The following is a 23,429-nucleotide window of genomic DNA, read 5'->3' on the forward strand; positions in this document are numbered from 1 at the left end:
GCTCGCTCACGCCGTGGCGCTTGGCTACCTCGGCAATCGGGGCCTTGTCGGCTTCCCGCAAAATCCGGACGATTTGCTCGTCACTGTATCGGCTCTTCTTCATTGCTCCCTTTCGTTTGGGAGCTATCTTCTCAAATTTGCCGTGGCCCGAAAATCTCGGGTCAGGTCAACCGGATGGACCATCGTGCCGAACGCCTGTTCTGTCAGTAGTTCGGTGGGCCGCGAATTCGCAATGCACCCATCGATGATATAGACCCTGTCACAAGGACTTCACCGCATCGAGCATGGCGGGGAGCTTCCGTCGCGGCAGACGCTTGAGCAGCTTTAACAGCCCCGCTCGGCGTAGAAAATTACAGTTACATCGTTTGCCGGCAAGCCCGCCTCTATGAGCGCCGTTGCCATATTTGCATTCGTATTGGCATTAATGGCCGGGAAGATCGCGTGCGAGGCATTGTGCAGCGTGTTATCGGGGTCGAACAACCAAATCGGCTTGGGCATCTGCTAGAGTGCCTCGGCGCTCGCTCGCTTGTTCCTGCAGCGCCCAGGGAGAATGATGAAGTACGGGTTTGTTATTTTAATCAGCTTGGTAGCAAGTCTTTTCATACCGGCAGTCCACGCAGAGGATAATGCCGCACATGCCGCAAGCGCGCCTTCACGCGGCACGCTATACCGGATACGCCACCATGGCAGCGCAAGTTATCTGTTTGGCACCATCCATGTTGGCAAACCTGCCTATTTCCCTCTGGAAGGAGAAGTCGCGCAGGCACTCTCGCAAGCGAGCAAGCTGGTGCTCGAGATCGATGTGCGCAATGACGCACCCTTTCAGGCTGCCTTGACCAAGCATGGCCGGTATGCGAATGGCGAGACGGTGGAGCAGCATCTGTCGCCGGACAGCCTCAACCTGCTTAAGCAGGCGCTGCAGGAATCCGGACTCGCTTACGACAGCATGCAGCACATGAAGCCGTGGCTTCTGGCCAACCTGCTGATGGGCCTCGACCTGGAGCGCAATGGTTATCGCCGCCAGTACGGTATCGAATACTTCCTGCTGTCGGTCGCGGACCGGGAGGCGAAGGCTGTGCATGAACTGGAATCGGCCGAATACCAAATGGCGTTGTTTGCCGACATGAGCGATGCGATGCAGGAGCAATACCTGCGCGAGACGCTGGCGGAGATCGGCAGCGGCAGCGCACTCAGGAAAGCGCAGGGCCTGATCAATGCGTGGGCCGAGGCCAACGGCAGCGCGATGGAAAACGTCCTGCGCGCATCGCTGTCGGAGAACACGCTGTCGTCGGATTTTACGCAGCGTGTCCTGCTCGACAGGCGCAATCCGGAGATGGCCGACAAGATTGAAGCTCTGCTGAAGAACGGCGAAAGCAGTTTCGTCGGCGTCGGTTTGCTGCACCTGCTGGGCGAGAAAGGCCTGCCGGCGCTGCTACAGCAACGCGGCTATACGGTCGAAAAAGTGCACTGAAAGCCGGCGGGCCTTCCCTGCCATATCCACCACGGACTGCATCAATATCCGTACTGGCGCCGCCGCTCGTAATGGTTCTCGGTATCGCGGTATTGCTGCATCGTTTCCTGATGCAGGCGGTTCCCGTTTTCGCGCATCGCATCCATCGTTTTGTAAGCATTGCCCTGCGCGTCTTGAGCAGGCGCTGCCCCAGCCTGTCGCTTGCCGGACTGCGAGGCGGCAATCTTCCTCGCTTTTTCTTCGTCGATGATCTGGGCGTTACTGATCCATTCATCGTAGTTCGACGGCCAGCCAGGGTAGCTGACAAAGTGGCGGCCGCCTTCGGACTTGTGGATGACCGCCTTGTACGGCTTGCCATGCCACAGTACCCAGACCTGCTTTCCCGCATCGGCGCCGGACTGATGCGGCACAGGGCGCGGTTGTACGGACTGCACGCCCTGTCTTTGCAAAGATGGTGCGGATTGGCCCTTGGGTCCGATGATCTGGCTGTCCGAGATCCACTCGTCATAACTGGATGGCCAGCCATCGTAGTGGACGTAATGCCGGCCGCCTTCAGACTTCAGGATAAACGCCTTGTATGGGGTCCCCTTCCAGTCCACCATGACGGGCTCGCCGCTGTTGCCGGCAAATGCCAGCGCGCATATCGTCAGCAACAATGCAGGAATGATCTTTTTCATGTCGTGCCTCACCAGGATGTCATTGCGAAGGAGTGAGCGATGCCGCCGATGTGATGGCTTGCGGAATACACGGCTGCTTTTACCGCGGGAACATGCACGTTACGACTCAAAGACGTCTGCGACGGCGATGCCGTATGGTAATGCTCTCCGGATTGGCAAAACAGGGGACGGGTCAAGAAAATTGACGGCCGATGAAGAGAGATTCGTGGAGCGACATCCGGGACGTCTGACCGGGACATGCATAGTCAGCGCAGTCCTGACCGTATGTCCCGACAAGTACGGGCATGGGCACGTCGGGCGACGTGCCCGATTCGTTCAGTGCGAGCGAATCATCGTGCCGAACGCCTGTTCGGTCAGCACTTCCAGCAGCAGCGAATGCTCGATGCGGCCGTCGATGATGTGCACCGTGTTGACGCCGGACTTCGCCGCGTCGAGTGCGGAAGAGATCTTCGGCAGCATGCCGCCGGAAATCGTGCCGTCGGCGAACATCTCGTCGATCTCGCGCGCGGACAGGTCGGTCAGCAAGTTGCCCTGCTTGTCCTGCACGCCGGCGATGTTGGTCATCATGATCAGCTTTTCCGCTTTCAGGATTTCGGCGATCTTGCCGGCGACGAGGTCGGCGTTGATGTTGTAAGCCTGGCCATCCTCGCCGAAGCCGATCGGCGAAATGATCGGGATGAATGCATCGTCCTGCAGCGCCTTCACGACAGCCGGGTTGATCGCTTCGATCTCGCCGACGAAGCCGATGTCGAGGAATTGCCCCGGGTTTTCCTTGTCCGGCATCTTCATTTTGCGCGCACGGATCAGGCCGCCGTCCTTGCCGGTCAGGCCGACCGCCTGGCCGCCATAGTGGTTGATCAGCATGACGATGTCCTGCTGCACTTCACCGCCGAGCACCCATTCGACCACTTCCATCGTTTCCTCGTCGGTGATGCGCATGCCCTGAATGAAAGTGCCCTGCTTGCCGAGGCGCTTCAAGGCATTGTCGATCTGCGGACCGCCACCGTGCACCACCACAGGGTTCATGCCGACCAGCTTGAGCAGGATGACATCGCGCGCGAAGCCGTGCTTGAGGCGCTCTTCGGTCATCGCATTGCCGCCGTACTTGACGACGATGGTCTTGCCATGGAACTTGCGAATATATGGCAGCGCCTGGGCAAGAATTTCCGCCTTGATGCGCGGCGCTACCCCGCTCAGGTCAGTGTTGGGATCATTCAGTTCGGTCATGGCAATTCCTTAAGCGGGTAAACGGATTGCCGCGATTTTACAGCGAAAGTGCAGCCGATTCTTGAGCGGGAATCCAGTATTTCCGACGCCTGGCGGCCGGCTTTTTGCATGATTGGCAACCTGAGGGCGGCTCTTCTGACGCGCCTGCTCCGGGCGACGCTTTCTTGCCCTGCTCGATGCAGCAATACCGATCAGAGAGCGATGCCAAACGAATGGCCGGCCTCGGCGCGGCACCGGCTTGAATGTGGCATGAAAGACACGAGGGAGTCAGGCCAATGACAGCCGGATTGTTCGATACGGAAGCGGGCCTGTCAGGCCGGCTCGCACTCGCGAATGGCCTGCTTCGGGAATTCAGCCATGATCTTTTCCAGCTCGGCCTTGGCCGTTGCATCCAAATTGCGCAGCTGGAATGTGCTCATGCTGGAGCTGACTGTGCGCTGGCCGATGCGCGCGGAGCGAACGCCCTTCTTGTTCAGTCCTGCCAGATGGGCGCGGGCCGCCTCCTCCTGCTTGAAGACGCCGAGTGAAATCCCCCAGCGCAACGACGAGTTGTCCTGGATGATGAAGAAGTCGTTGATTCCCAGCTGGCGCAGCTGTTCCGCCTTCTTGTCGGCACCGGCCTTGTCGGACTGCGGCGGGATGTAGACCATGTGCGATGCGACTTCCTGGATTGCGCGTTGCGATACGCGATCACCAAGTCCCAGTGCTGCCAATTGCACATTGAAGCGTTTGGCGTCTTCCGGTGAGAAGTTGCCCACCTCAGTGCAGGCCAGCACCTCCGCCTTCTCAGTCTTTTCTGTTTGCTCCACCGCTGGTGCCACGGCGGCCACCGGCTCGACGACCGGCGGTGGTGGTGGTGGCGTCGGCACCGGATCGGGTTTGGCTTCGGATGCCGATATTACCTTGACCTTGTCGGCATTGAGCTGGTTCGCGAAGCGTGCAGGTTCGCGACCACTCGGCAGCAAGCTATCGAGCGCGCCTTGCTGGTACGCGAACAATGCAACATTCGCTATCAGCAGTATCCAGAAGAAGAATTTCAGCATGTTGTTTTCATTGCCACCGTATGCAATCCCAGCAACACCAGGTTATCGACTCTCGCGTGCGGCACCGACAGGTGCGGTGCGATCAGATAGGCCGCTCCGCCGGACAGGATGCACTGCACATCGCCATGGCGGCGCACATGGGCGGCAACCGCGCGCTCGATGGCGCCGACCTGGGCTGCGATGCAGCCGCTGACGATCGCCGCATCGGTATGGTCGGCAAATGGCTCCGACACGTCGAGGTTCTCGGCCACCTGCGGCAGCTGCGCCGTGTTCCTCGCAAGTGACTGCGCCATCAGACCGAGTCCGGGCAGGATCATACCACCCAGGAAAACGCCTTCGGCGGTGATCGCATCGACTGTGGTGGCGGTGCCGCAGGTCGCAACGATCAGCGGCCGGCCGGGATGAAGTGCATGCGCGCCGATCGCCGACGCGAATCGGTCGCATCCCAGCTGCGTGGGCTGCCGGTAGTTGTTGCGCACGCCGGCCAGCTCGGGCGCGGAGGCGAACCACTCGACCGGTACCGGCTGCATGCCGAAAGCGCCCAGCATCACTTGTTCGAGCGAATCACGCATCGCCTGGCCGGCGACATTTGAAATCAGCACATGCCTGACATTCCAGCCGCGCCATTCATCGCACAGCTGGCGCACCTGCGCGTGTTCGACCATGCCGAATGCCTCCCAGCGTCCAAGCCCCGTGTAGCCTCCGTCGCCGCATGCGACAAGCGCCCATTTCACCCGCGTATTGCCCGCGTCGATCAACAGTAGCATTTGTTAATTCTCCCTTGGGCGCAGCGACACGTCGCCAGCCATGACGGCAACGCGCCCGGCCGTGGTATCGAGCACAAAACGGCCGATGCCATCGACGCCGACGGCGACGCCTTCCTGCAGCACCCGTCCGTTATCCAGGATGACCACCGGCTGGCCGCTGTACGCATGCAATGCATTCCAGCGTCCTGTAAAAGCAGCCAGTCCCTCATGCTCGAACTGCACCAGCGCATCGGCCAGGCCGCTCAGCAGGTTAGCCATCAACGTGTCCTGGTCGAGCTCGGCCAGCCACGGAATGCTGGCAACCGGCCGCCCGATCTCCTCGACCATCGCCTGGCCCAGCGACATATTGATGCCGATGCCGATCACCGCCCAGCTTGCATCGTGCGGCACGTGGCCTGCCGAGGCCGTTTCGATCAGGATGCCGGCCAGTTTCTTCCCCTCGACCAGTACATCGTTCGGCCATTTCAGGCGCACTGCGACATTGAACATCGCCAGCGCGTCGGCCAGCGCAACGCCGACCGCCAGCGGCAGGCCGACCAGTGCCTGCACCGGCGCATGGAATTTCCAGGCAAGGGAAAACGTCAGCGAGCGGCCCGGAGCGGACAGCCAGGCACGGCCGGCGCGGCCGCGGCCAGCGGTTTGCGAGCGGGCGATCAGCAAGGTTGGCGCTGTCAGCCGAGGCAACTCGGCAAGAAGGTCGGCATTGGTCGAACCGGTTTCATCCACGATCCGGACGGCCACCTGCTGCGCGGATGGCCGGCACAAAGCGGCAATGCGGTCGGAAGACAGGGTGTTTTTCATATGAGCATTGTAGCGGGAGGAAGGAGTGCTTGATCCAGATTGCCTGCGCGCCGCATCGGGATGACCCTCACGGCAATCTCCCTTACACTTACGACATGACAAATCAGCACTCTTCGCCGGGACTTGCCATTCACAAGGAGGGACAGGTCACCGTGTCTGCCACCGGCTCCTGGCAGGTACATGCTCTGGCGCAGCCCGGCGCCATGGCGGAGATCCAGTCCAGGCTGCAGGACGTGCCGAAGGGCGGCACGATCGCCTGGGATCTCACCCGCGTCACCGCGCTCGACCATATCGGCGCCCAGTTGTTCTGGAACACCTGGAACAAGTCCCGCCCCGCGCAGCTGCTGCTGTCTCCCGCGCAGGAAGAGATTTTCAACCGCATCGAGCAGGCCGGCCCTCTCAGCCTGCCGCCGCAGCCACGGCAGTATTGGTTTGCGCCGGCGGCGATCCATCGGCTCACCCACCATCTCGCGCAACACCTGCTGGCGTTCATTGGCTTGATCGGACAGCTGGCGCTCGACCTTGGCGCGCTCGTCATGCGCCCCTTGCGCGGTCCGTGGAAGGAAATCTCGGCAAACGTTTTCCATATCGGTTATCAGGCGCTGGGCATCACCGCCCTCGTCGGGTTCCTGATCGGCGTCGTGCTGTCCTATCTTTCTGCCCAGCAATTGCGCGTATTCGGTGGCGACATCTACCTCGTCAACCTGCTCGGCATGAGCATCGTGCGCGAACTCGGCCCCTTGCTAGCCGCAATCCTGGTCGCCGGCCGCTCCGGTTCGGCGATCACCGCGCAACTCGGCGTCATGCGCGTGACCGAGGAACTCGACGCCATGCTGGTGATGGGCATGCCGCACGGCTTTCGCCTGATCCTGCCGCGTGTGCTGGCATTGGCGATCTCGATGCCCTTGCTCGTCGTCTGGACCGACGTGGTCGCGCTGCTGGGCGGAATGGCGGCAGCCAAGATCGAACTCGGTCTGTCGGCCACTTATTTCATTCAGGAACTGCCCGACGCGGTGCCTTTGGCAAATTACTGGATCGGGCTCGGCAAGGGCGTAGCCTTCGGCTGCCTGATCGCGCTGGTCGCGTGCCACTTCGGCCTGCGCATCAAGCCCAATACCGAAAGCCTGGGACAAGGCACGACGCTGTCAGTGGTCACGTCGATTACGGTCGTGATCCTCGCGGATGCGGTATTTGCGATCATGTTCAAGGGTGTGGGGTTCCGCTGATGACGAAACCGATCATCCAGATACAAAACCTGTGGACGCAATTCGGCCAGATCGTCATCCACCAAGATCTGAATCTGGAAGTGCGACAGGGCGAAATTTTGTCGCTGGTCGGCGGCTCGGGGTCGGGCAAGACGACACTGCTGCGGCAAATGCTTGGGCTGGAAACACCCGCACGCGGCAGCGTGCATGTTTTCGGCGAGGACATCCACCGCAGCAACGGCGGCCGGCAGCGCCGTCTGCGCAATCGCTGGGGCATGCTGTTCCAGCATGGCGCCTTGTTCTCGGCGATGAATGCGCTGGACAACGTCGCGCAACCGATGCGCGAGCTGCACGCCTTGCCGGAGGAGCTGGTGCGCGACGCCGCCCTGCTGAAGCTGAACATGGTCGGCATCACGCCCAAGGATGCATTGAAGATGCCGTCCGACCTGTCCGGCGGCATGGTCAAGCGCGTTGCCCTGGCACGGGCGCTGGCGCTGGAGCCGGAACTGCTGTTCCTCGACGAGCCGACTGCAGGACTTGACCCGGACCTGTCGGACAGCTTCGTGTCGCTGATCCGCAGCCTGCACCAGCAGATGCGCCTGACGGTCGTGATGGTCACGCACGATCTCGACACGCTGTTTGCGCTGTCGACCAGGATTGCCGTGCTGGCCGAGAAACACGTGATCGCCAGCGGCACGGCGGAACAGGTGCTGGCGAATCCGCATCCGTTCATCGGACAATTCTTCCTCGGCACACGCGGGCAGCGGGCGCTGGAAGTACTACGCGACAAGGAACTGGAAAACCATCATGGAAAATAAGGCGCACGCACTGATAGCCGGACTGTTCACCGTCCTGATGCTGGCCGCCGCCATTCTGATCGGCATGTGGCTCAACCGTGACCGCGTGGAATGGGTGCCGTACCAGATCGCGACCAAGCTGTCGGTGCCGGGTCTGAATCCGCAGGCGGCGGTGCGTTATCGCGGGCTGGACGTGGGCAAGGTCGACGAGATCACCTTCGATCCGCTGGAAGTCGGCCAGATCCTGATTCACCTGAGCATCCATCCCGATACGCCGATCACGCAATCGACCTTTGCCACGCTGGGCTACCAGGGCGTGACCGGTATCGCCTATGTGCAGCTGGACGACGATGGCAGCCGCCCGACCAGGGTCCCGAGCAGCGCGGAGAAAGTGGCGCGCATCGAAATGCGCCCCAGCCTGTTCGACCAGGTGCAAACCCGCGGTCTGGCGATCCTGCAGCAAACGGAAGAAATCGCCAAGCGCATCAACGACCTGCTGCAGCCGGAAAACCAGGAGAAGATGCTCGCGGCATTCGACAATGTCAGCAAGGCGGCAACCTCGCTGGAAACGGTTCCGCGACGCCTGCAGCCGACACTGGACCAGCTTCCCGCGTTGACCACGCAGGCGCGACAGACGCTGAACTCGCTGAACGGCCTCGCAAACGATGCCCGGACGCTCACCGGCAACCTGAATACCATGGCCACATCGCTGCAGGCGCCGGACGGCGCCCTCGCCAATATCAGCACCGCGGCGGAAGAGGTGCGCAGCGCCGCGGACAGGCTGGAACACGAAACGCTGCCCGTCATCAATGATGCGCGCACATCGATCCGCACGTTCAATCGCACACTCCAGGATTGGCGCGAACGTCCGCAAAGCGTCCTGTTCGGCGGCCCGGAGATGGCGCCGGGACCGGGCGAGCCGGGATTTGCCGAGCCATCGAAATAAGGGAACAACACGTATGAAAAGAATTCTCCCGATCTTCATTGCGGTACTGCTTGCCGCCGGCTGTGCCGGGGGCAAGTCAAACCCGGCCACACTCTACGATCTCGGCCCCGTGAGCACTCAGCGGGAAAACGTCACCATCCCGGCATTGCCGCCGGTTGCCGTTGCCGAAATCCAGGGACCGGGATGGCTCGACAGCACACTGATGTTCTACCGGCTCAACTATTCCAGTACTCAACAACCCAGACCCTATGCGCATGCGCGCTGGACCATGCCGCCGGCACAGCTCCTGCTGCAGCGGCTGAATGCCCGTATCGCACAGGCCGGCGGCGTGGCGGTAGCGGCATCCCACGGTGCAACCAACGTACCGGTATTGCGCGTCGAAGCGGATGAATTCACCCAGCATTTCGACGCGCCGGGTTCGAGCAATGCAAAGATCGCCTTGCGCGCGTCGGTCTACAAAGGCCGCACGCTGGTCGCCCACAAGAGCTTTGCCCGGCAGGTAGCGGCACCGAGCGCAGATGCCGAGGGCGGCGTGAAGGCCCTGGCAATAGCGAGCGATGCGGCCATCACGGACCTGCTCATGTGGCTGGGGACTCTCGACGTGAAATGAATTTGCTTGATCCGGTTCGCGCATGTGCCGAGAATACGCGTGAGCCCACGATGATCATGCAATGCCGCAATGTCATTACCCCAGGAAAAATTGTCTGCAGCAGGCCCCGCGCCCATGCCCTTTCCCCAAGCCTCCATCGGCACGCGGGTCGGCCTGCTGATGTATGCCTTCCTGATTGTCTACGCAAGTCTGTACCCATTTTCCAAGTGGAATGACATCGGGCTGGCGCCCTGGGCGTTCATCCGCATGCCGATGCCGCACTACTGGACCGGCTTCGACGTGGCCACCAATGTTGTCGGTTACCTGCCGTTCGGGGCGCTGGTCGTCTTTGCGCTGTATCCCACTGTGCGCGGCCTGCCGGCGGTGCTTGTCGCCATCGTCAGCGGCGCCCTGGTATCCGGTGCGATGGAAGCCATACAGACTTTCCTGCCGAACCGGGTGTCGTCCAACCTCGACTTCCTGACCAATGTCGCGGGCACCGGCATCGGTGCCGTGGCCGGCTGGTTCTTCACTCCACTCTTCCTGGAGCAGAGCAGGCTGCTGCAACTACGGCGCGACTGGTTTATCCCCGAAGCAGGGCGCGGGCTCATTGTCCTTGCGCTATGGCCGCTGGCGCAGATTTACCCGCAAGGCTACCTGTTTGGCCATGGCCAGTTCATGCCGGTGCTGTCGCAATGGCTGTCAGAATGGCTGGAGACACCGGTCGACCTCGTCGCGCTTTTGTCGGAAGGCATGCACCTGACCGTGCAGGAGTATTGGCTGGCAGAGACCTTGATCACCGCCTTCGGCCTGACTGGCGCCCTGCTCACCCTCTCCTGCCTGCTGCGCAAGCATGCGCCGAAAGCCATGTTGCTGATGGCGCTCCTGCTGGCTGCGGTGGCAGTCAAGCTGATGGCCAACGCGCTGCTCTTCACACCAGCGAACGCCTTCGCATGGTGGACGCCGGGCGCCAAGGGCGGCGTGTTGATCGGCGTGATGATGATCGGCGGCCTGGCCTATGCGCCGCCTGCGGCGCAGCGGCGCCTCGCTGCCACTGCATTGCTTGTGAGTTTTATTGCCATCAACCTTGTCCCGAGCAACCCCTATTTCGTGGCAACGCTGCAGACATGGGTACAGGGGAAATTCCTGAATTTCAACGGTGCCGCCCACTTCCTGTCCGTGTTCTGGCCTTTCTTCGCGCTGTGGTTCCTGTTGCACCCTGTGCACCGCGTCTCGAAATAAGCAGGGGTGTATCATTGCCCCTTCACCGTCAGAACCCGAATCAGGCGCACCATGTCCGACAAGCCCTACTACAAACATCACGTTTTCTTTTGCTTGAACCACCGCGAAGAAGGCCGTCCTTGCTGCGCAGACAAGGGCGCGGAAGCAGCGCAGGAACATGCGAAGCAGCGCGTCAAGGAGCTGAAGCTGAACGGCCAGGGCAAGGTGCGCATCAACAAGGCGGGCTGCCTGGACCGCTGCGAGGAAGGCCCGGTGCTGGTGGTATACCCGGAAGGTACCTGGTACACCTATGTGGACAAACATGACATCGACGAGATCATCGATTCCCATCTGGTCGGCGGCAAGGTTGTCGACCGTCTGAAAATCTAGCTGTAATTTGCGATACTGCGCCCGTTCGTTTCCGGCGGTGAACCAGAGGTATTGCAATTTCCCCTTCATACATCAAGAACAATGAACGCCCAAACCCAACGCTTTTCGATCACCGGCGGCGCCGGCGCGCTGGAGTGCGCGCTTGACCTGCCGGAATCGGCGCCACGCGGCCTGGCGCTGGTCGCCCATCCGCATCCCCTGTACGGCGGCACGATGGACAACAAGGTTGCGCAAACCCTGGCGCGCGCTTTCGTTGCGCTGGGTTACGCGGCTGTCCGCATGAACTTCCGTGGCGTCGGCAAATCCGCCGGTACGCATGATGCCGGCCATGGCGAGACCGACGATATGGCAACGCTGCTGGCACACATGCAACAGCAGTATCCGAACCTGCCTCTTGCGCTCGCCGGTTTCTCGTTTGGCACCTTTGTACAGTCACAACTGCAGCAGCGACTGATCAAGCAGGGCCGCCCTGCGGAACGGTTGGTGCTGGTCGGCACCGCCGCCGGCAAATGGCCGCTTCCTCAAGTGCCGAGCAACACCATCCTGATCCATGGCGAGCTGGACGATACCATTCCGCTATCGGATGTCCTCGACTGGGCACGCCCGCAAGACCTTCCTGTCATCGTGATTCCGGGCGCCGATCATTTTTTTCACCGCAAGTTGCAACATATAAAGAATTTCGTGGTCGAAATGTGGCACCGCTGAAAGTCTGGCCGTAAACCGTTGTAAAACGGCGCGGCGGGGCGAAGCGGACTGCAACGGGCCGGAAGCGGCACAGCTATAATTTGCCGCTTGTTTCTTCATGTCATCCGCCGGTGCTCCGTGCGGGGTTTCACACTTCACAACCGATGAAAAAATTACTTGCGGCAATTGCCGCCTCTGCTTTCTCGTTGTCTGTCGCATTTGCGCAGGCGCTTCCCGCACCGACCATTGCCGCCAAGTCCTGGCTGCTGCTCGATGCCACCAGCGGCCAGGTGTTGGCTTCGCAAGACCCGACGATGCGTATCGAACCGGCATCGCTCGTCAAGATCATGACGGCATACCTGACTTTCTCGGCGATCAAGGAAAAACGCCTCGATGCCAACCAAATGGTCAACGTGTCCGTCCGCGCATGGAAGGTTGACCCGAGCAGCTCGAAAATGTTTATCGATCCGGCCACCCCGGTCAAGGTCAACGACCTGCTGTATGGCCTGATCGTCCAGTCCGGCAACGATGCCGCCGTCGCACTGGCGGAAGCCGTGGCCGGAACCGAAGAGGCATTCGTGACGCTGATGAACCGCGAAGCGGAGCGCATGGGCATGAAGAACACCAAGTTCGCCAATCCGCACGGCCTGCCGAGCCCGGACAACTATTCAACTGCACAGGACCTGTCGATCCTGGCGACGCGCCTGATCAACGACCACCCCGAGCATTACAAGATTTATTCCACCAAGGAATACACCTACAACAAGATCAAGCAGCCGAACCGCAACCGCCTGCTGTGGCTCGACCCGACCGTGGACGGCATGAAAACCGGCCACACTGCGGCCGCCGGCTACTGCCTGATCTCGTCCGCCAAGCGCCCGAATGGCCCGAGCGGCGACCGCCGCCTGATCTCGGTGGTGCTCGGCACCGTTTCCGACCAGGTGCGCGCGCAGGAAAGCCAGAAGCTCCTGAACTGGGGCTACCAGAACTTCGATACGGTGAAGCTGTATGCGAAGGGCCAGCCGGTAGCCACGCCGGAAGTCTGGAAGGGCTCGCAGAGCCAGGTGAAGATCGGCTTCACACGCGATATTTTTGTGACGGTGCCGAAGGGCGTGGCCGACAAGATGAAGCCGGTCCTCGAGCGCAAGGATCCGCTGGTGGCGCCGGTGGCGCAGAACAGCCGCATCGGCACGCTGAAGATGATGGTTGACGGCAAGCCGCTGGCGGAACTGCCGGTCGTCGCGCTGGAGCAGGTCAACGAAGCCACCATCGTCGGCCGCGCATGGGACTCCGTGCGCCTGTGGATGAAGTAAGGTGACAACCTAAGCAACCATACGGGGCGGGCATGCAATGTCCGCCCCGTTTTTACATGGGAGACCGCCATGCCTGCCTACATCATCGGCCACATCAGCATCAAGGACCCGGCCACGTGGTCCGACTACTGCAGCAAGGTGCCCGGCACCATCGCTGCGTGGGGCGGCGAGCTCGTCTTCCGCGGCAAGAAGGTCGCCGTCCTGAACGGCACGCACGGACAGACAGACACGGTGGTCGTGCGCTTTCCCGACACGGCCGCACTCACCGGCTGGCATGATTCGGCCGACTATCAGGCGCTGGTGCCGCTGCGCGACGCCGGCGCAGATGTCATCCTCATCGCCTACGAATCCTGAACCGCACTGCGGCGGGACGCTGTCCGCAACAACGAAGGAAGTCCGATGCAAGATCCCCTCGTTTACCTGAACGGCGAATTGACACCGCTCTCCGAAGCGAAGATCCCGGTACTCGACCGCGGCTTCATTTTTGGTGACGGCATCTACGATGTCATCCCCATGTATGGCCGCCGCCTGTTTCGCGCGAAGCAACATATCGCGCGCCTGTTCCGCAGCATGCACGAAGTCGCCATTCCGAATCCGCACACGGAAGAGGAATGGATGACGCTGATTGCCCGGGTCTCCGACGCGTACCCCGCCGACGACCAGCTAGTTTATATGCAGGTCACGCGCGGCGTCGCGAAACGCGCGCACGCCTTTCCGCACGAAGTGAAGCCGACCGTCTTCATCATGACCAACGCGCTCACCGTGCCGACTGCGCAGGCGCGTGACAACGGTGTTGCCTGTGTGTCGGTGGAAGACCAGCGCTGGCTGCGCTGCGACATCAAGTCCACTTCGCTGCTTGGCAATGTGCTTGCTGCGCAGCATGCGGCGGAACACGGCGCGCTCGAGGCGATCCAGTTCCGCGATGGTTTCCTGACCGAGGGTGCGTCATCGAATGTGTGGATCGTGCAGGATGGCGTGTTGCTGGCGCCGCCGCGCGACCGGCGCATCCTTGAAGGCATTCGCTACGGACTCATCGAAGAATTGTGTGCGAGCTGCAACATCCCGTTCCAGGCAAGGAAGATTGCCCGCGATGAAGTCTTTGCCGCGGATGAAGTGATGCTGTCGTCCGCCGGGCGGGAAGTGCTGCCAGTGTCGACCATCGATGGCAAAAACATTGCGACCGGCAAGCCAGGACCGGTCTTCAGGAAACTGTACGCTGCCTACCAGGACGCAAAACAGCCGTCACGCCAGTAAATCGACATGCCGGCGGGCGCCGCACAAGACGGGGGCAGGCGTAAAATAGCGGCCTTGATAATTCGCCGTTCCGGCCGCATCTGCAACGGCAACCGCGAGAATGCCATGCCTCAACCTACCGAAAGCCTCATCGAATACCCGAGCGACTTCCCAATCAAGATCATGGGCGTCATGCAGGAAGCCTTTGCCCAGACCATGGTGGAAGTTGTCACGGTCTATGACCCGACCTTCCACGCCGGCAAGATGGAAATGCGCCCGTCGTCCAAAGGCACCTACCTTTCGCTGACCGTCACCGTGCGCGCCACCAGCCGCGAGCAGCTGGACAACTTGTACCGGGCACTGTCGTCGCACCCGATGGTCAAGGTCGTGCTGTAATCATCGCCCACCCCGGCGATTCCTCGGCCTGCTTCGCAATTTCCGCAAGCAGCCAGTCGCGAAATGCCTGCACCTGCGGCTTGCGCAGGGACTCCGGCGGGCACACGAGGAAATACGAGTGCGGACATGGTGCCGTCGCCTCGAACAGGCGCACCAGATCCCCGGACTCAATATCCGATGCCGCAATCGCATGACGTGCCAGCGCGATGCCTTGGCCATCGACGGCGGCACGTACCATCATCGATGAATCCTGGAACACCAGCCCGCCGGTTGGCTCCGGCATGTCGACGCCGGCCGCATGGAACCATGGTCCCCAGGGCTCTTCTTCGCAACGCAGCAGCGGGCATTTCACCAGTTGCTGCACTGTGCGCGGCAGCTTTCCACCGTTGAAGCGGGGGCTGGCGACGGGATAGTAGTAGTCGCCCATGATCTTTTCGACGGCAAGCCCCGGATAGTTGCCGCGCCCGAAGCGGATGCCGATATCCACCGACTCGCGCACGAAATCGGTCAGGTGGTTACTCGACTGCAGCATCACCTCCAGGTCGGGATGGCGCTCGATAAAGCCGCCGAGCCGCGGCGACAGCCAGCGCGCGGCAAACGCCGGCAGTGATGTGATCGTCAACCGCGCCTGCCGGCTCTCGGCCTGCAGTGCGGCGGCGGCCGATGCGATCTCCATGAGCGACTTGCGCAGCGTGGCGGCAAAGCGCTCGCCTTCCGGCGTGATCGCAATGCGCTTGCCATGCCGCACGAACAGCGACACGCCCAGCTCCTCTTCCAATGCACGCACCTGATGACTGATTGCGCCGTGCGTGACGTGGATTTCTTCTGCGGCGCGCGAGAAGTTTTCGTGACGCGCCGCTGCTTCGAAAGCACGCAGCGCGGCGAGATTGGGCAAGCGTCGGAGATCCGCCATATTGTGAATAAATCTAACAAGAGAAGCAAAAATATATCGTTTAGATAACGCCGAGGCAAGCACTAGAATGCACTCGTACGACAGGGAATTCTCCAACGCTGCACGGTGCAGCGGCGCCCTGCCACTTTTCCGAGGAGTGCACAGTCATGAGAGGCATATTCACAAAGGCGTCGCTTGTGCTTGAACCAAGGCAAGCAGTTTCCGGGATCGCGGGCGAGGCACAAGTGCTGCAGGTCCTGCATGGACAAATTTGGCTCACCGTGGAGGGTGTGTCGCACGACTACTGGTTGTACGCCGGCGACAGCTTCCCCGCTGTGCCGGGCCGCGTTATCGTCATCGAGGCAGATAAAGGCGGCAGCCGCGTGGATATCGTGAGTGTGCAAAGACCGGCAATGCTGGAACAAATCGGCAAGCGCATACGTACCATCGTGCAGCGGCTTGCTTTCGGCAAGGCGTCACAGGCAGGCGCACAGCAATGCACGCTTGCACGCTGCCCCGGGCAATCCTGATCATCACTGTCGAAGGGGAAGCCATGTCCAAGCATCTCGCCCAAGTCAACATCGCTCGCGCCCGTGCGCCGCTGGATGATCCTCTGATGTCGGGTTTCGTCGGGCGCCTCGACGAGATCAACGCGCTCGCCGAGGCCAGCCCCGGTTTCGTGTGGCGCCTGAAGACGGACGATGGAAACGCGACATCGGTAAGACCCTATGACGACGAGCGCATCATGGTGAACATGTCGGTCTGGGAAACGCCGGAGCACCTGAAGCAATACGTCTACCGCAGCGCCCATGTACAGGTCATGCGAGAACGCAAGGCATGGTTCGAGCGTTTCGATGATGTGTCTCTTGCGTTATGGTGGATCCCGGCCGGCCAACTCCCGACCATCGACGAGGCGAAGGAGCGGCTGCGCCATCTGCAACTCCATGGCGAAACCGAATATGCTTTTTCCTTCGCCAGCCTGTTTCCCATGCCCGGCGCAGTCCAGCCGCTGTCCGCCACTGTCTAAGACGTAATCAACGAAAGAAGGGAGAAATCGATTTGAAGATCATCCGTAGCCGCGAATTTACCGCTGAAAAAGCTTGGGGCGCGCTTGACGTCGCCAATATGAATGGCGTGACGACACGCCTGCACTGGACCGATGCACCCTACAAATGGCATGTGAATGACGGCGAGGAAGTGTTCGCGGTGATGGATGGCATTGTTGACATGCATTACCGTGACAATGGCGTGGAAAAAACGGCCGAACTGCGTGCAGGCGATGTCTTCTTTGCAGGTATCGGCTGCGAGCATGTCGCCCATCCTCGCGGCGCGGCGCGCATCCTCGTGATCGAAAAGGAAGGCAGCGTTTAAGGATACGCTGAACAGATGCACGTGCACCGCGCAGCCTGACTTCGCGCAGGCCGCAGCGTGGCAAATCCTCGCCATGGCTGCGGACAGGAACCAGCCCCAACGGCAGGTTTTCTCATCATGCCGGCAGGGACGCACGCATCAGCACGACAGCTCACCACTCAGGTTGCGCAGCATCGCGCGCTTGACCTCGTCGGTCGACAGCCCGAGCGCGAACAGATGGTGCAGCTTGGCGTATATCGCCTCGAATGTCATGTCGTGCGCGCCGGTCACGCCCGCCGCCGTCATGCCTGCACCAGCCGCATAGGCGCCGATCGACACTGCACCATGCGGTGACTGGCTGCAGGCAACCAGCACCGTGCCCGCCTCGTTCGCCCGGCGCAGCATGTCGAGCAATGCCGGCTCGCGATCCGGCACATTACCGGCGCCGTAACACTGCAGGATCACCGCCGCCGGCCTGAGGTCGAGCATTGCCTGCACGGCCTCAAGCGGCAATCCCGGCGCAAAGCGGATGGGCAGCACGGCTTGCGGCCGATACTCCGGCAACTCGAACTTCTCGTTCTGCGCACGAGGCAATAGCACCGGATGATTCAGGCGCACGTCGATGCCGACCTCGGCCAGCCAGGGATAATTAGGCGAGTCGAACGCGGCCATCCGCTCGATGCTGACCTTGGTCGCGCGATTACCGCGCAACAGGCGGTGATTGAAGTAAATCGCCACTTCGCTGATCGCCTCCGATGCAGCGAGTTGCATCGCACCGATCAGGTTCTGCTGTGCATCCGAGCGCGCCGCGCCCAGCGGTATCTGGGAGCCGGTCACGACCACCGGCTTGCGCAAGCCCTGCAGCATGTACGACAGTGCCGACGCGGTGTAGGCCATCGTATCGGTACCATGCAGCACCACAAAACCGTCGTAGTCGTCATAGCGCGCCGCAATGTCGCGCCCGATCCTTTGCCAGTCCTGCGGCGTCGCATTGCTGCTGTCGATCGGGTCTGCGTACGCATGCAGCGTACAGGCCGGCACGGCGTCGCCCTGTGCGCCGAGCAGCGATGCAAGTACGGAAGCAAAATCCGGCATGGGCGCATAGCCATCCGGAGTTTGGGTCATGCCGACGGTGCCGCCGGTATAGATCAGGCCGATATGTTTTCTGCTCATTGCGTATGCGTCTGTATTGATGATGGTTTGCAGCCCGTACCTAGGTTCACGCTTGGCTTCCTGCGCGCGGCAACGCGAGTTGCATGAACCAGGCACTGTGGATGCCGCAGGCGAGGCCAGGGTGGCGTGGCGCAAGCAAGAAGTATAGTGCCCGCCTCAATGCAGCGGAAAGGGAGCTGTCACGACAGTGCACGTCGCCGGTATCCGTTGCGGACGGCGATGTGCCGCAAACAAGACACTTGAGCAGGGAAAAAGAAAACGGCCAGCCATGATGGCCGGCCGCTGAGCGCAAACACCCGGCAGCGGGGTCTTCGCCCGCCGCCGCATGCCATGTCCTTATTTGACCACGGCCAGTTGCTCGCGCTTGCCGTCCTTGTAGGTGTATAGCGTGAGCGTACCGTTCTTGATATCGCCCTTGCTGTCGAAGGCGATGTTGCCGGTCACACCCTTGTAGTTGATCTTCGCCAGCTCAGGCAGGTACTTCTTCGGATCGGCGGAGTCGGCCTTCTTCATTGCCTCGGCCATCACCATCACGGAGTCGTACACATACGGTGCGTAGATCTGCACCTCGGTGCCGAACTTCTTCTTGAAGGCTTCGCGGAATTCTTCCATGCCCTTCTTCTGCGCCTCTTCCACGCCGCCTGCTTCGGCACAGACAACCTGGCCGTTGCCGAGTGCATCGCCGGCAAGCTGGGCGAGGCCCTGCGTGCAGATACCGTCGCCGCCCATGAACTTGGCATTGATACCGAGTGCCTTCATCTGGCGCAGCATCGGGCCTGCCACCGCATCCATGCCACCGAAGAACACGACATCCGGGCTTTTCGCCTTGATCGCGGTAAGAATCGCGTTGAAGTCGGTTGCCTTGTCATTGGTGTATTGCTGCGACACCACCTGCACGCCCTTGCCCTTGGCACCTTTTATGAATTCCTGTGCCACGCCCTGGCCGTAGGCGGTGCGGTCGTCGATCACGGCAACCTTCTTCGCCTTCAGCTGGTCAGCCGCGTAACGGCCCAGCGTGCCGCCGAGCTGGCCGTCGTTGGCCACTACGCGGAAGGCGCTCTTGAAGCCCTGCTGCGTGTACTTCGGGTTGGTCGCGGACGGGGAGATCTGCGGGATGCCGGCATCGTGATAGATCTTGGAGGCGGGAATCGTGGTGCCGGAGTTGAGGTGGCCGATCACGCCGTTGACCTTCGCGTCGACCAGCTTCTGTGCTGCTGCAGTACCTTGCTTCGGATCGGCTGCGTCGTCCTCGGCCAGCAGTTCGAACTTCACCTTCTTGCCGCCAATCGTGACGCCCTTGGCATTGAGCTCGTCGATGGCCATGCGCGCGCCGTTTTCATTGTCCTTGCCGAGGTGGGCAATGGAGCCGGAGATCGGGCCGACGTGGCCGATCTTGACGACCTGTTCCTGTGCCGATGCTGCACCTGCAAGGGCAAATGCGATGGCGCCAGCCAACGGAATCATTCTTGTCTTGAACTGCATGAGTTGTCTCCTTTTTTGAACGAACAATGTGCTGCAACGGGTCGCCTATGCAGGCGTTTGTACAGGCGAATCGAGCCGGGCCTTGCGGCCCGAAATCGCTGAATCGAAGGCATCGTCCAGACACGAATCTCCCAGCGGGCGGCTGCGTTCGGGGAACATTCCCGCCGCACTGATTTTCAACCGATCAAGAGAAAACTGCCGCAGGTGCTTGAACACGCTTTGATTAATCGCAATCATTGCCTGGGTTACCAGCAAATCGACATCGTTGCAGACACGCTCGGGCGGCATGGACTTGGCGCTTGTCCGGTTAGCCGGCTTGTTGCGCGACTGCCCCGACAGCACGCAGCGGTACACGTCTTCCAGTGTCACCTGGCTGGCGTCGCAGGTGAGCTGCAGCTTTTGCGGTGCACGCGGATCGGGACATAGCAGACCTGCACGCGCGAGGCTGCCGCAGAGTCGTGTCAGTTCCCTGCTGCTGCGCCCGGTCGCGTCCTCCAGTTGAGAGAGGCTGACGGAACGCGGTGCGCTTGAAACGAGTTTGGCGAGGATTTCGGTGATGGCGAAAAAGCGATCGTGCAGAACGCTACTGCCGAGGATGCGGTCTCCAACGGTACCCATTGATGTCTCCTTGTGAGGTCAAGCTGCACTTGAGATTCGCCGGTTTGTGGCCAGCTGTCTCGCCTGCAGTCACTGCCTGGTGTCGATAATTCTTGTTGTTATCGTCTTGTCCCTGCCGGATGGGCCGCAGTTCCATACGTGCAGGTTCAGCTGCACGATTTGTTGGAAATTCGGCCACGTCTGGATGGCAACTGTAGGCACAAAGTGGCATGAATGCCATTTCGCCACTTGGCGCGAATTGATGCGGCCTGATGCTACTATGGCGCCATCTCGCATCAATTTATTTCCCTCTAGAAAGCTGACCAAGCCATGCCGGGACTGATGCCCTCCACAAGAGTGACCCACGCCGCGCAGCGCGAATTCTGCGAAAACCTGCGCATGTTATGCAGCTATTACCGTTCGGTTGCCGACGTCTGCCGCAAGCTCAACATCAACCGCGCGCAGTTCAACCGCTACCTGAACGGCACCAGCAAGCCATCCAATTACACGCTGGAACGCATCTGCGATTTCTTCGGCGTCGAACCGGCGGAGATCTACCTGCCGCGCGAGCATTTCCATCAGATCGTGCAGGCACGTCCGAAGCAGCGTGCCGAGCGCACGCTCTACGTCGACCATATCGCGCGCCTGCAGCACCAGTCGGCGGGCAGGTTCGACAAGTACCTGGGCTACTACTACGAGTACTACCAGTCGATGAGCGCGCCGGGCAAGGTGCTGCGCGGACTGGTGCACATCTTCCAGCACAACGGTGCGGTCTACCATGAACGGCTGGAGCGCTTTCCGCAGCATCCGAACCTCGACCAGACCTACAAATGCAAGTACATCGGCAGCACGTTCTACCTGAATGACCGCATTTACCTCGTCGACTACGAATCCCTCAGCGGCAACGAGATCGTGCAGACGGTGCTGTTCCCGACCTACCGCAACCGGGTCGCGCGGCTGTCGGGCCTGATGCTCGGTGTCGCAGCGAGCAACCAGCGCGCAATTGCCTGCGCGCGCGTGGTGTTTGAGTTCCTCGGCAAGGACATCGATGTGCGCAAGGCGATGCGCCTGTGCGGACTGTTCGAACCGGAGTCCGGCGCCGTCGACGCGAGCATCCTGAAACTGATCGATAATTCACGGCACAACGACCAGCACCACTTTTACACCGTTCCCCTTTAGTGCAGACACCGATGCAAACTCCGGCCATCATCGAGCGCGGCAACGAGCCGTACGAAACCACCTTCGCAGCGATGCGAGCATTCACTGACGCGCGCACGCCTGACACACGCGACGAGCTGTGGATCGTGGAGCATCCGCCGGTGTTTACGCTCGGCCTCGGCGCCGACCCGTCGCACGTGCTCAACGCGCACGATGTGCCGGTGATCCAGACCGACCGCGGCGGCGAAGTGACGTATCACGGCCCGGGCCAGGTTGTTATCTATCTGCTCATGGATTTGCGGCGCAAGCCGGGTGCGCGCCTGTACGCGCGGGAGTTCGTGAATAAAATCGAACAGTCGGTCATAAACACCTTGCGTGCGTATAATCTGGACGGTGAGCGCAAGGCCGGCGCGCCGGGCATCTACATGTCCGATGGCGCATGGAAAGGCGCAAAAATTGCCGCACTCGGACTGAAGGTGCGCGGCAACGGTTGCACCTATCACGGCGTCTCCCTCAATGTTGCAATGGATCTCGCACCGTTCTCCTGGATCAATCCCTGCGGCTATGAAGGACTTGCCACCGTCGACATGAAAACGGTCGGCGTCGAAGCGCCGCTGCGAGACGTGCAACAGGCGCTGGCTCGCAACCTGATCGATTTATTAACGGCGTAAGGAGTGATGCACGACTTGCGCTTGACGTGCCGTCGAAGCGACAGCACCTGGAAACACCATGACCACCGAAAAAGACACCCCCGCTGCTCCCGCCTACAACCCCAGCGACAAGCAGAAAGGCGCCGGCAAAACCGCGCGCATCCCGATCAAGATCGTTCCCGCAGAAAAGCTGCCCAAGCCTGACTGGATTCGCGTCAAGGCGGGTTCGCCGTCGACGCGCTTCTACGAGATCAAGGACATCCTGCGCGAGAACAAGCTGGTCACGGTGTGCGAAGAGGCCAGCTGCCCCAACATCGGCGAATGCTTCGGCAAGGGCACGGCCACCTTCATGATCATGGGCGACAAGTGCACACGCCGCTGCCCGTTCTGCGATGTCGGCCACGGCCGCCCGGATCCGCTCGATGCGAACGAACCACAAAAGCTGGCCAAGACCATTGCGGCGATGCGCCTGCAATACGTCGTGATCACGTCGGTCGACCGCGACGACCTGCGCGACGGCGGCGCCGGCCACTTTGCCGACTGCATCCGCGAAACGCGGGCGCTGTCGCCGAAGACACGCATCGAGATCCTCACGCCGGATTTCCGCGGCCGCATGGACAAGGCGATGGAAGCGCTGAAGGCGGCACCGCCGGATGTGATGAACCACAACATGGAAACCGTGCCGCGCCTGTACAAGGAAGCACGTCCCGGTGCCGACTATGCGTTCTCGCTGAGCCTGCTGAAGCGCTTCAAGGAAGAGCATCCGGACGTGCCGACCAAGTCCGGCCTGATGGTGGGCCTCGGCGAAACCGATGAAGAAATCCTCGAGGTCATGCGCGACCTACGTGCACATGGCGTGACGATGCTGACCATCGGCCAGTACCTGATGCCGTCCGGCGACCACCTGCCGGTGCGCCGCTATGTGCATCCGGATACCTTCAAGATGTTTGAGGTGGAAGCGTACAAGATGGGCTTTGCACATGCGGCCGTCGGCGCAATGGTGCGCAGCTCGTATCATGCCGACATGCAGGCGCATGGTGCCGGTGTTGATGTGAACACGCAGTAAGCATGTAGGCAAGCAAGTGGCGGTACGGGCTTGCACGTGATGAGAAAAGTCACTGCAGATCGGCCCGTACAGATCGGCCAGGAGCCAGCCTTGTTTTCTTGCAAAAAACCTCACTGTTGCACATGGAACCCTGCGAATGCAGGGTGATCCACAGCGCTGATCACTGCTCGCTTTGCAGTGATGCGGCGTGTCAGCTACATGATCTTTCCCCTTCTCTTCAGATAATGATCCGTCGGATCTTCCCTTCGGCTGAACAAAGCCTGAACCCGCCATTCATCTTCCGTTAAGACTGTCCTCGGTA

At 61.0% G+C, this 23,429-nt stretch carries 28 protein-coding genes and 1 pseudogene; 18 read left to right on the plus strand and 11 right to left on the minus strand.

Going from position 1 to position 23,429, the window contains the following annotated elements; translation table 11 throughout:
• Together ACYVIA_RS05530 and ACYVIA_RS05535 are read right to left on the minus strand one after the other, a co-directional pair.
• The coding region (locus ACYVIA_RS05530; protein WP_460839700.1) for a transposase at window positions 1-103 on the minus strand (103 nt) is incomplete at its 3' end.
• Between the two features lie 304 nt (window positions 104-407).
• Window positions 408-498, minus strand: a pseudogene (locus ACYVIA_RS05535) (phosphoglycolate phosphatase); the annotation flags it as partial.
• Window positions 499-583: 85 nt separating this feature from the next.
• On the opposite strand from ACYVIA_RS05535, the gene ACYVIA_RS05540 reads away from it, so the two are divergent.
• On the plus strand, window positions 584-1,471 hold the full coding sequence (locus tag ACYVIA_RS05540; RefSeq protein ID WP_460838740.1) for a TraB/GumN family protein: 888 nt from the start codon (window positions 584-586) through the stop codon (window positions 1,469-1,471).
• A gap of 41 nt (window positions 1,472-1,512) precedes the next feature.
• Here the strand turns inward: ACYVIA_RS05540 and ACYVIA_RS05545 are convergent, their stop codons facing one another.
• From ACYVIA_RS05545 to ACYVIA_RS05565, 5 genes are all read right to left on the minus strand, one after another.
• Window positions 1,513-2,148, minus strand: coding sequence for a Tudor-knot domain-containing protein (locus tag ACYVIA_RS05545; protein ID WP_460838742.1), 636 nt, complete (start codon window positions 2,146-2,148; stop codon window positions 1,513-1,515).
• A 315-nt stretch (window positions 2,149-2,463) separates the two neighbouring features.
• Window positions 2,464-3,375 carry an acetylglutamate kinase gene (argB, locus tag ACYVIA_RS05550; protein ID WP_460838745.1) on the minus strand — a complete coding sequence of 304 codons (912 nt, stop codon included), beginning with the start codon at window positions 3,373-3,375 and terminating at the stop codon, window positions 2,464-2,466.
• Window positions 3,376-3,686: 311 nt separating this feature from the next.
• On the minus strand, window positions 3,687-4,418 hold the full coding sequence (locus ACYVIA_RS05555) for an SPOR domain-containing protein (protein WP_460838748.1): 732 nt from the start codon (window positions 4,416-4,418) through the stop codon (window positions 3,687-3,689).
• Window positions 4,412-5,185, minus strand: a complete 774-nt coding sequence (locus tag ACYVIA_RS05560) for a type III pantothenate kinase (protein ID WP_460838750.1) — start codon at window positions 5,183-5,185, stop codon at window positions 4,412-4,414. The genes ACYVIA_RS05555 and ACYVIA_RS05560 overlap by 7 nt, the downstream gene beginning before the upstream one ends.
• A 3-nt stretch (window positions 5,186-5,188) precedes the next feature.
• Complete coding sequence (locus ACYVIA_RS05565) at window positions 5,189-5,986, minus strand: biotin--[acetyl-CoA-carboxylase] ligase (RefSeq protein WP_460838752.1); 798 nt, start codon at window positions 5,984-5,986, stop codon at window positions 5,189-5,191.
• 95 nt (window positions 5,987-6,081) lie between these two features.
• Here ACYVIA_RS05565 and ACYVIA_RS05570 point away from each other — a divergent pair, with 95 nt between their 5' ends.
• The 11 genes from ACYVIA_RS05570 to ACYVIA_RS05620 all read left to right on the plus strand — a co-directional run bounded on the left by ACYVIA_RS05570 (window position 6,082) and on the right by ACYVIA_RS05620 (window position 14,760).
• Complete coding sequence (locus tag ACYVIA_RS05570; RefSeq protein ID WP_460838754.1) at window positions 6,082-7,212, plus strand: MlaE family ABC transporter permease; 1,131 nt, start codon at window positions 6,082-6,084, stop codon at window positions 7,210-7,212.
• A complete protein-coding gene (locus ACYVIA_RS05575; protein ID WP_460838755.1) occupies window positions 7,212-8,009 on the plus strand; it encodes an ABC transporter ATP-binding protein in 798 nt (265 codons plus the stop codon). The genes ACYVIA_RS05570 and ACYVIA_RS05575 overlap by 1 nt, the downstream gene beginning before the upstream one ends.
• Entirely contained in the window at window positions 7,999-8,934 is a 936-nt protein-coding gene (locus tag ACYVIA_RS05580; RefSeq protein WP_460838757.1) for an MlaD family protein, read from the plus strand. Before ACYVIA_RS05575 ends, ACYVIA_RS05580 begins: the two co-directional genes overlap by 11 nt.
• Window positions 8,935-8,947: 13 nt before the next feature.
• Window positions 8,948-9,544, plus strand: a complete 597-nt coding sequence (locus tag ACYVIA_RS05585; RefSeq protein ID WP_460838759.1) for an ABC-type transport auxiliary lipoprotein family protein — start codon at window positions 8,948-8,950, stop codon at window positions 9,542-9,544.
• A 114-nt stretch (window positions 9,545-9,658) separates the two neighbouring features.
• Complete coding sequence (locus ACYVIA_RS05590) at window positions 9,659-10,765, plus strand: VanZ family protein (RefSeq protein ID WP_460838761.1); 1,107 nt, start codon at window positions 9,659-9,661, stop codon at window positions 10,763-10,765.
• A gap of 51 nt (window positions 10,766-10,816) precedes the next feature.
• A complete protein-coding gene (locus tag ACYVIA_RS05595) occupies window positions 10,817-11,134 on the plus strand; it encodes a (2Fe-2S) ferredoxin domain-containing protein (RefSeq protein WP_460838763.1) in 318 nt (105 codons plus the stop codon).
• An 81-nt stretch (window positions 11,135-11,215) separates the two neighbouring features.
• Window positions 11,216-11,839 carry an alpha/beta hydrolase gene (locus ACYVIA_RS05600; protein ID WP_460838765.1) on the plus strand — a complete coding sequence of 208 codons (624 nt, stop codon included), beginning with the start codon at window positions 11,216-11,218 and terminating at the stop codon, window positions 11,837-11,839.
• 143 nt (window positions 11,840-11,982) lie between these two features.
• Window positions 11,983-13,131: a D-alanyl-D-alanine carboxypeptidase family protein gene (locus tag ACYVIA_RS05605; RefSeq protein WP_460838767.1), complete on the plus strand. Its 1,149-nt coding sequence runs from the start codon at window positions 11,983-11,985 to the stop codon at window positions 13,129-13,131.
• 69 nt (window positions 13,132-13,200) lie between these two features.
• The gene (locus ACYVIA_RS05610) at window positions 13,201-13,485 is read left to right on the plus strand and encodes a DUF1330 domain-containing protein (RefSeq protein ID WP_460838769.1); all 285 of its coding nucleotides are present in this window, start codon (window positions 13,201-13,203) and stop codon (window positions 13,483-13,485) included.
• Window positions 13,486-13,530: 45 nt separating this feature from the next.
• On the plus strand, window positions 13,531-14,385 hold the full coding sequence (locus ACYVIA_RS05615) for a D-amino acid aminotransferase (protein ID WP_460838770.1): 855 nt from the start codon (window positions 13,531-13,533) through the stop codon (window positions 14,383-14,385).
• Window positions 14,386-14,490: 105 nt separating this feature from the next.
• A complete protein-coding gene (locus tag ACYVIA_RS05620) occupies window positions 14,491-14,760 on the plus strand; it encodes a DUF493 family protein (protein ID WP_460838772.1) in 270 nt (89 codons plus the stop codon).
• Here the strand turns inward: ACYVIA_RS05620 and gcvA are convergent.
• Window positions 14,744-15,673 carry a transcriptional regulator GcvA gene (gene gcvA / locus ACYVIA_RS05625; RefSeq protein ID WP_460838774.1) on the minus strand — a complete coding sequence of 310 codons (930 nt, stop codon included), beginning with the start codon at window positions 15,671-15,673 and terminating at the stop codon, window positions 14,744-14,746. The two genes, ACYVIA_RS05620 and gcvA, sit on opposite strands and share 17 nt — an antisense overlap.
• A gap of 146 nt (window positions 15,674-15,819) precedes the next feature.
• Between gcvA and ACYVIA_RS05630 the strand changes: the two genes are divergently transcribed.
• The 3 genes from ACYVIA_RS05630 to ACYVIA_RS05640 are packed head-to-tail and all read left to right on the plus strand — an operon-like array spanning window position 15,820 to window position 17,023.
• Window positions 15,820-16,182: a DUF2917 domain-containing protein gene (locus ACYVIA_RS05630; protein ID WP_460838776.1), complete on the plus strand. Its 363-nt coding sequence runs from the start codon at window positions 15,820-15,822 to the stop codon at window positions 16,180-16,182.
• A 23-nt stretch (window positions 16,183-16,205) separates the two neighbouring features.
• A complete protein-coding gene (locus ACYVIA_RS05635) occupies window positions 16,206-16,679 on the plus strand; it encodes a DUF3291 domain-containing protein (protein WP_460838778.1) in 474 nt (157 codons plus the stop codon).
• A 32-nt stretch (window positions 16,680-16,711) separates the two neighbouring features.
• On the plus strand, window positions 16,712-17,023 hold the full coding sequence (locus ACYVIA_RS05640; RefSeq protein WP_460838780.1) for a cupin domain-containing protein: 312 nt from the start codon (window positions 16,712-16,714) through the stop codon (window positions 17,021-17,023).
• A gap of 138 nt (window positions 17,024-17,161) precedes the next feature.
• On the opposite strand, the gene ACYVIA_RS05645 is transcribed toward ACYVIA_RS05640, so the two are convergent.
• The 3 genes from ACYVIA_RS05645 to ACYVIA_RS05655 all read right to left on the minus strand — a co-directional run bounded on the left by ACYVIA_RS05645 (window position 17,162) and on the right by ACYVIA_RS05655 (window position 20,275).
• Window positions 17,162-18,175: a type I asparaginase gene (locus ACYVIA_RS05645; protein ID WP_460838782.1), complete on the minus strand. Its 1,014-nt coding sequence runs from the start codon at window positions 18,173-18,175 to the stop codon at window positions 17,162-17,164.
• Between the two features lie 336 nt (window positions 18,176-18,511).
• A complete protein-coding gene (locus ACYVIA_RS05650) occupies window positions 18,512-19,657 on the minus strand; it encodes a branched-chain amino acid ABC transporter substrate-binding protein (RefSeq protein ID WP_460838784.1) in 1,146 nt (381 codons plus the stop codon).
• A gap of 45 nt (window positions 19,658-19,702) precedes the next feature.
• Entirely contained in the window at window positions 19,703-20,275 is a 573-nt protein-coding gene (locus tag ACYVIA_RS05655) for a hypothetical protein (RefSeq protein ID WP_460838786.1), read from the minus strand.
• A gap of 321 nt (window positions 20,276-20,596) precedes the next feature.
• Here ACYVIA_RS05655 and ACYVIA_RS05660 point away from each other — a divergent pair, with 321 nt between their 5' ends.
• Genes ACYVIA_RS05660 through lipA form a run of 3 tightly spaced genes read left to right on the plus strand, consistent with a single transcriptional unit; the run spans window position 20,597 to window position 23,128 of the window.
• The gene (locus ACYVIA_RS05660; protein WP_460838789.1) at window positions 20,597-21,433 is read left to right on the plus strand and encodes a helix-turn-helix domain-containing protein; all 837 of its coding nucleotides are present in this window, start codon (window positions 20,597-20,599) and stop codon (window positions 21,431-21,433) included.
• A gap of 11 nt (window positions 21,434-21,444) precedes the next feature.
• Window positions 21,445-22,083, plus strand: a complete 639-nt coding sequence (lipB, locus tag ACYVIA_RS05665) for a lipoyl(octanoyl) transferase LipB (protein WP_460838791.1) — start codon at window positions 21,445-21,447, stop codon at window positions 22,081-22,083.
• Between the two features lie 58 nt (window positions 22,084-22,141).
• Window positions 22,142-23,128, plus strand: coding sequence for a lipoyl synthase (gene lipA / locus ACYVIA_RS05670; protein ID WP_460838793.1), 987 nt, complete (start codon window positions 22,142-22,144; stop codon window positions 23,126-23,128).
• The last annotated feature ends 301 nt before the right edge of the window (window positions 23,129-23,429 follow it).

The organism is Noviherbaspirillum agri, assembly GCF_054780595.1.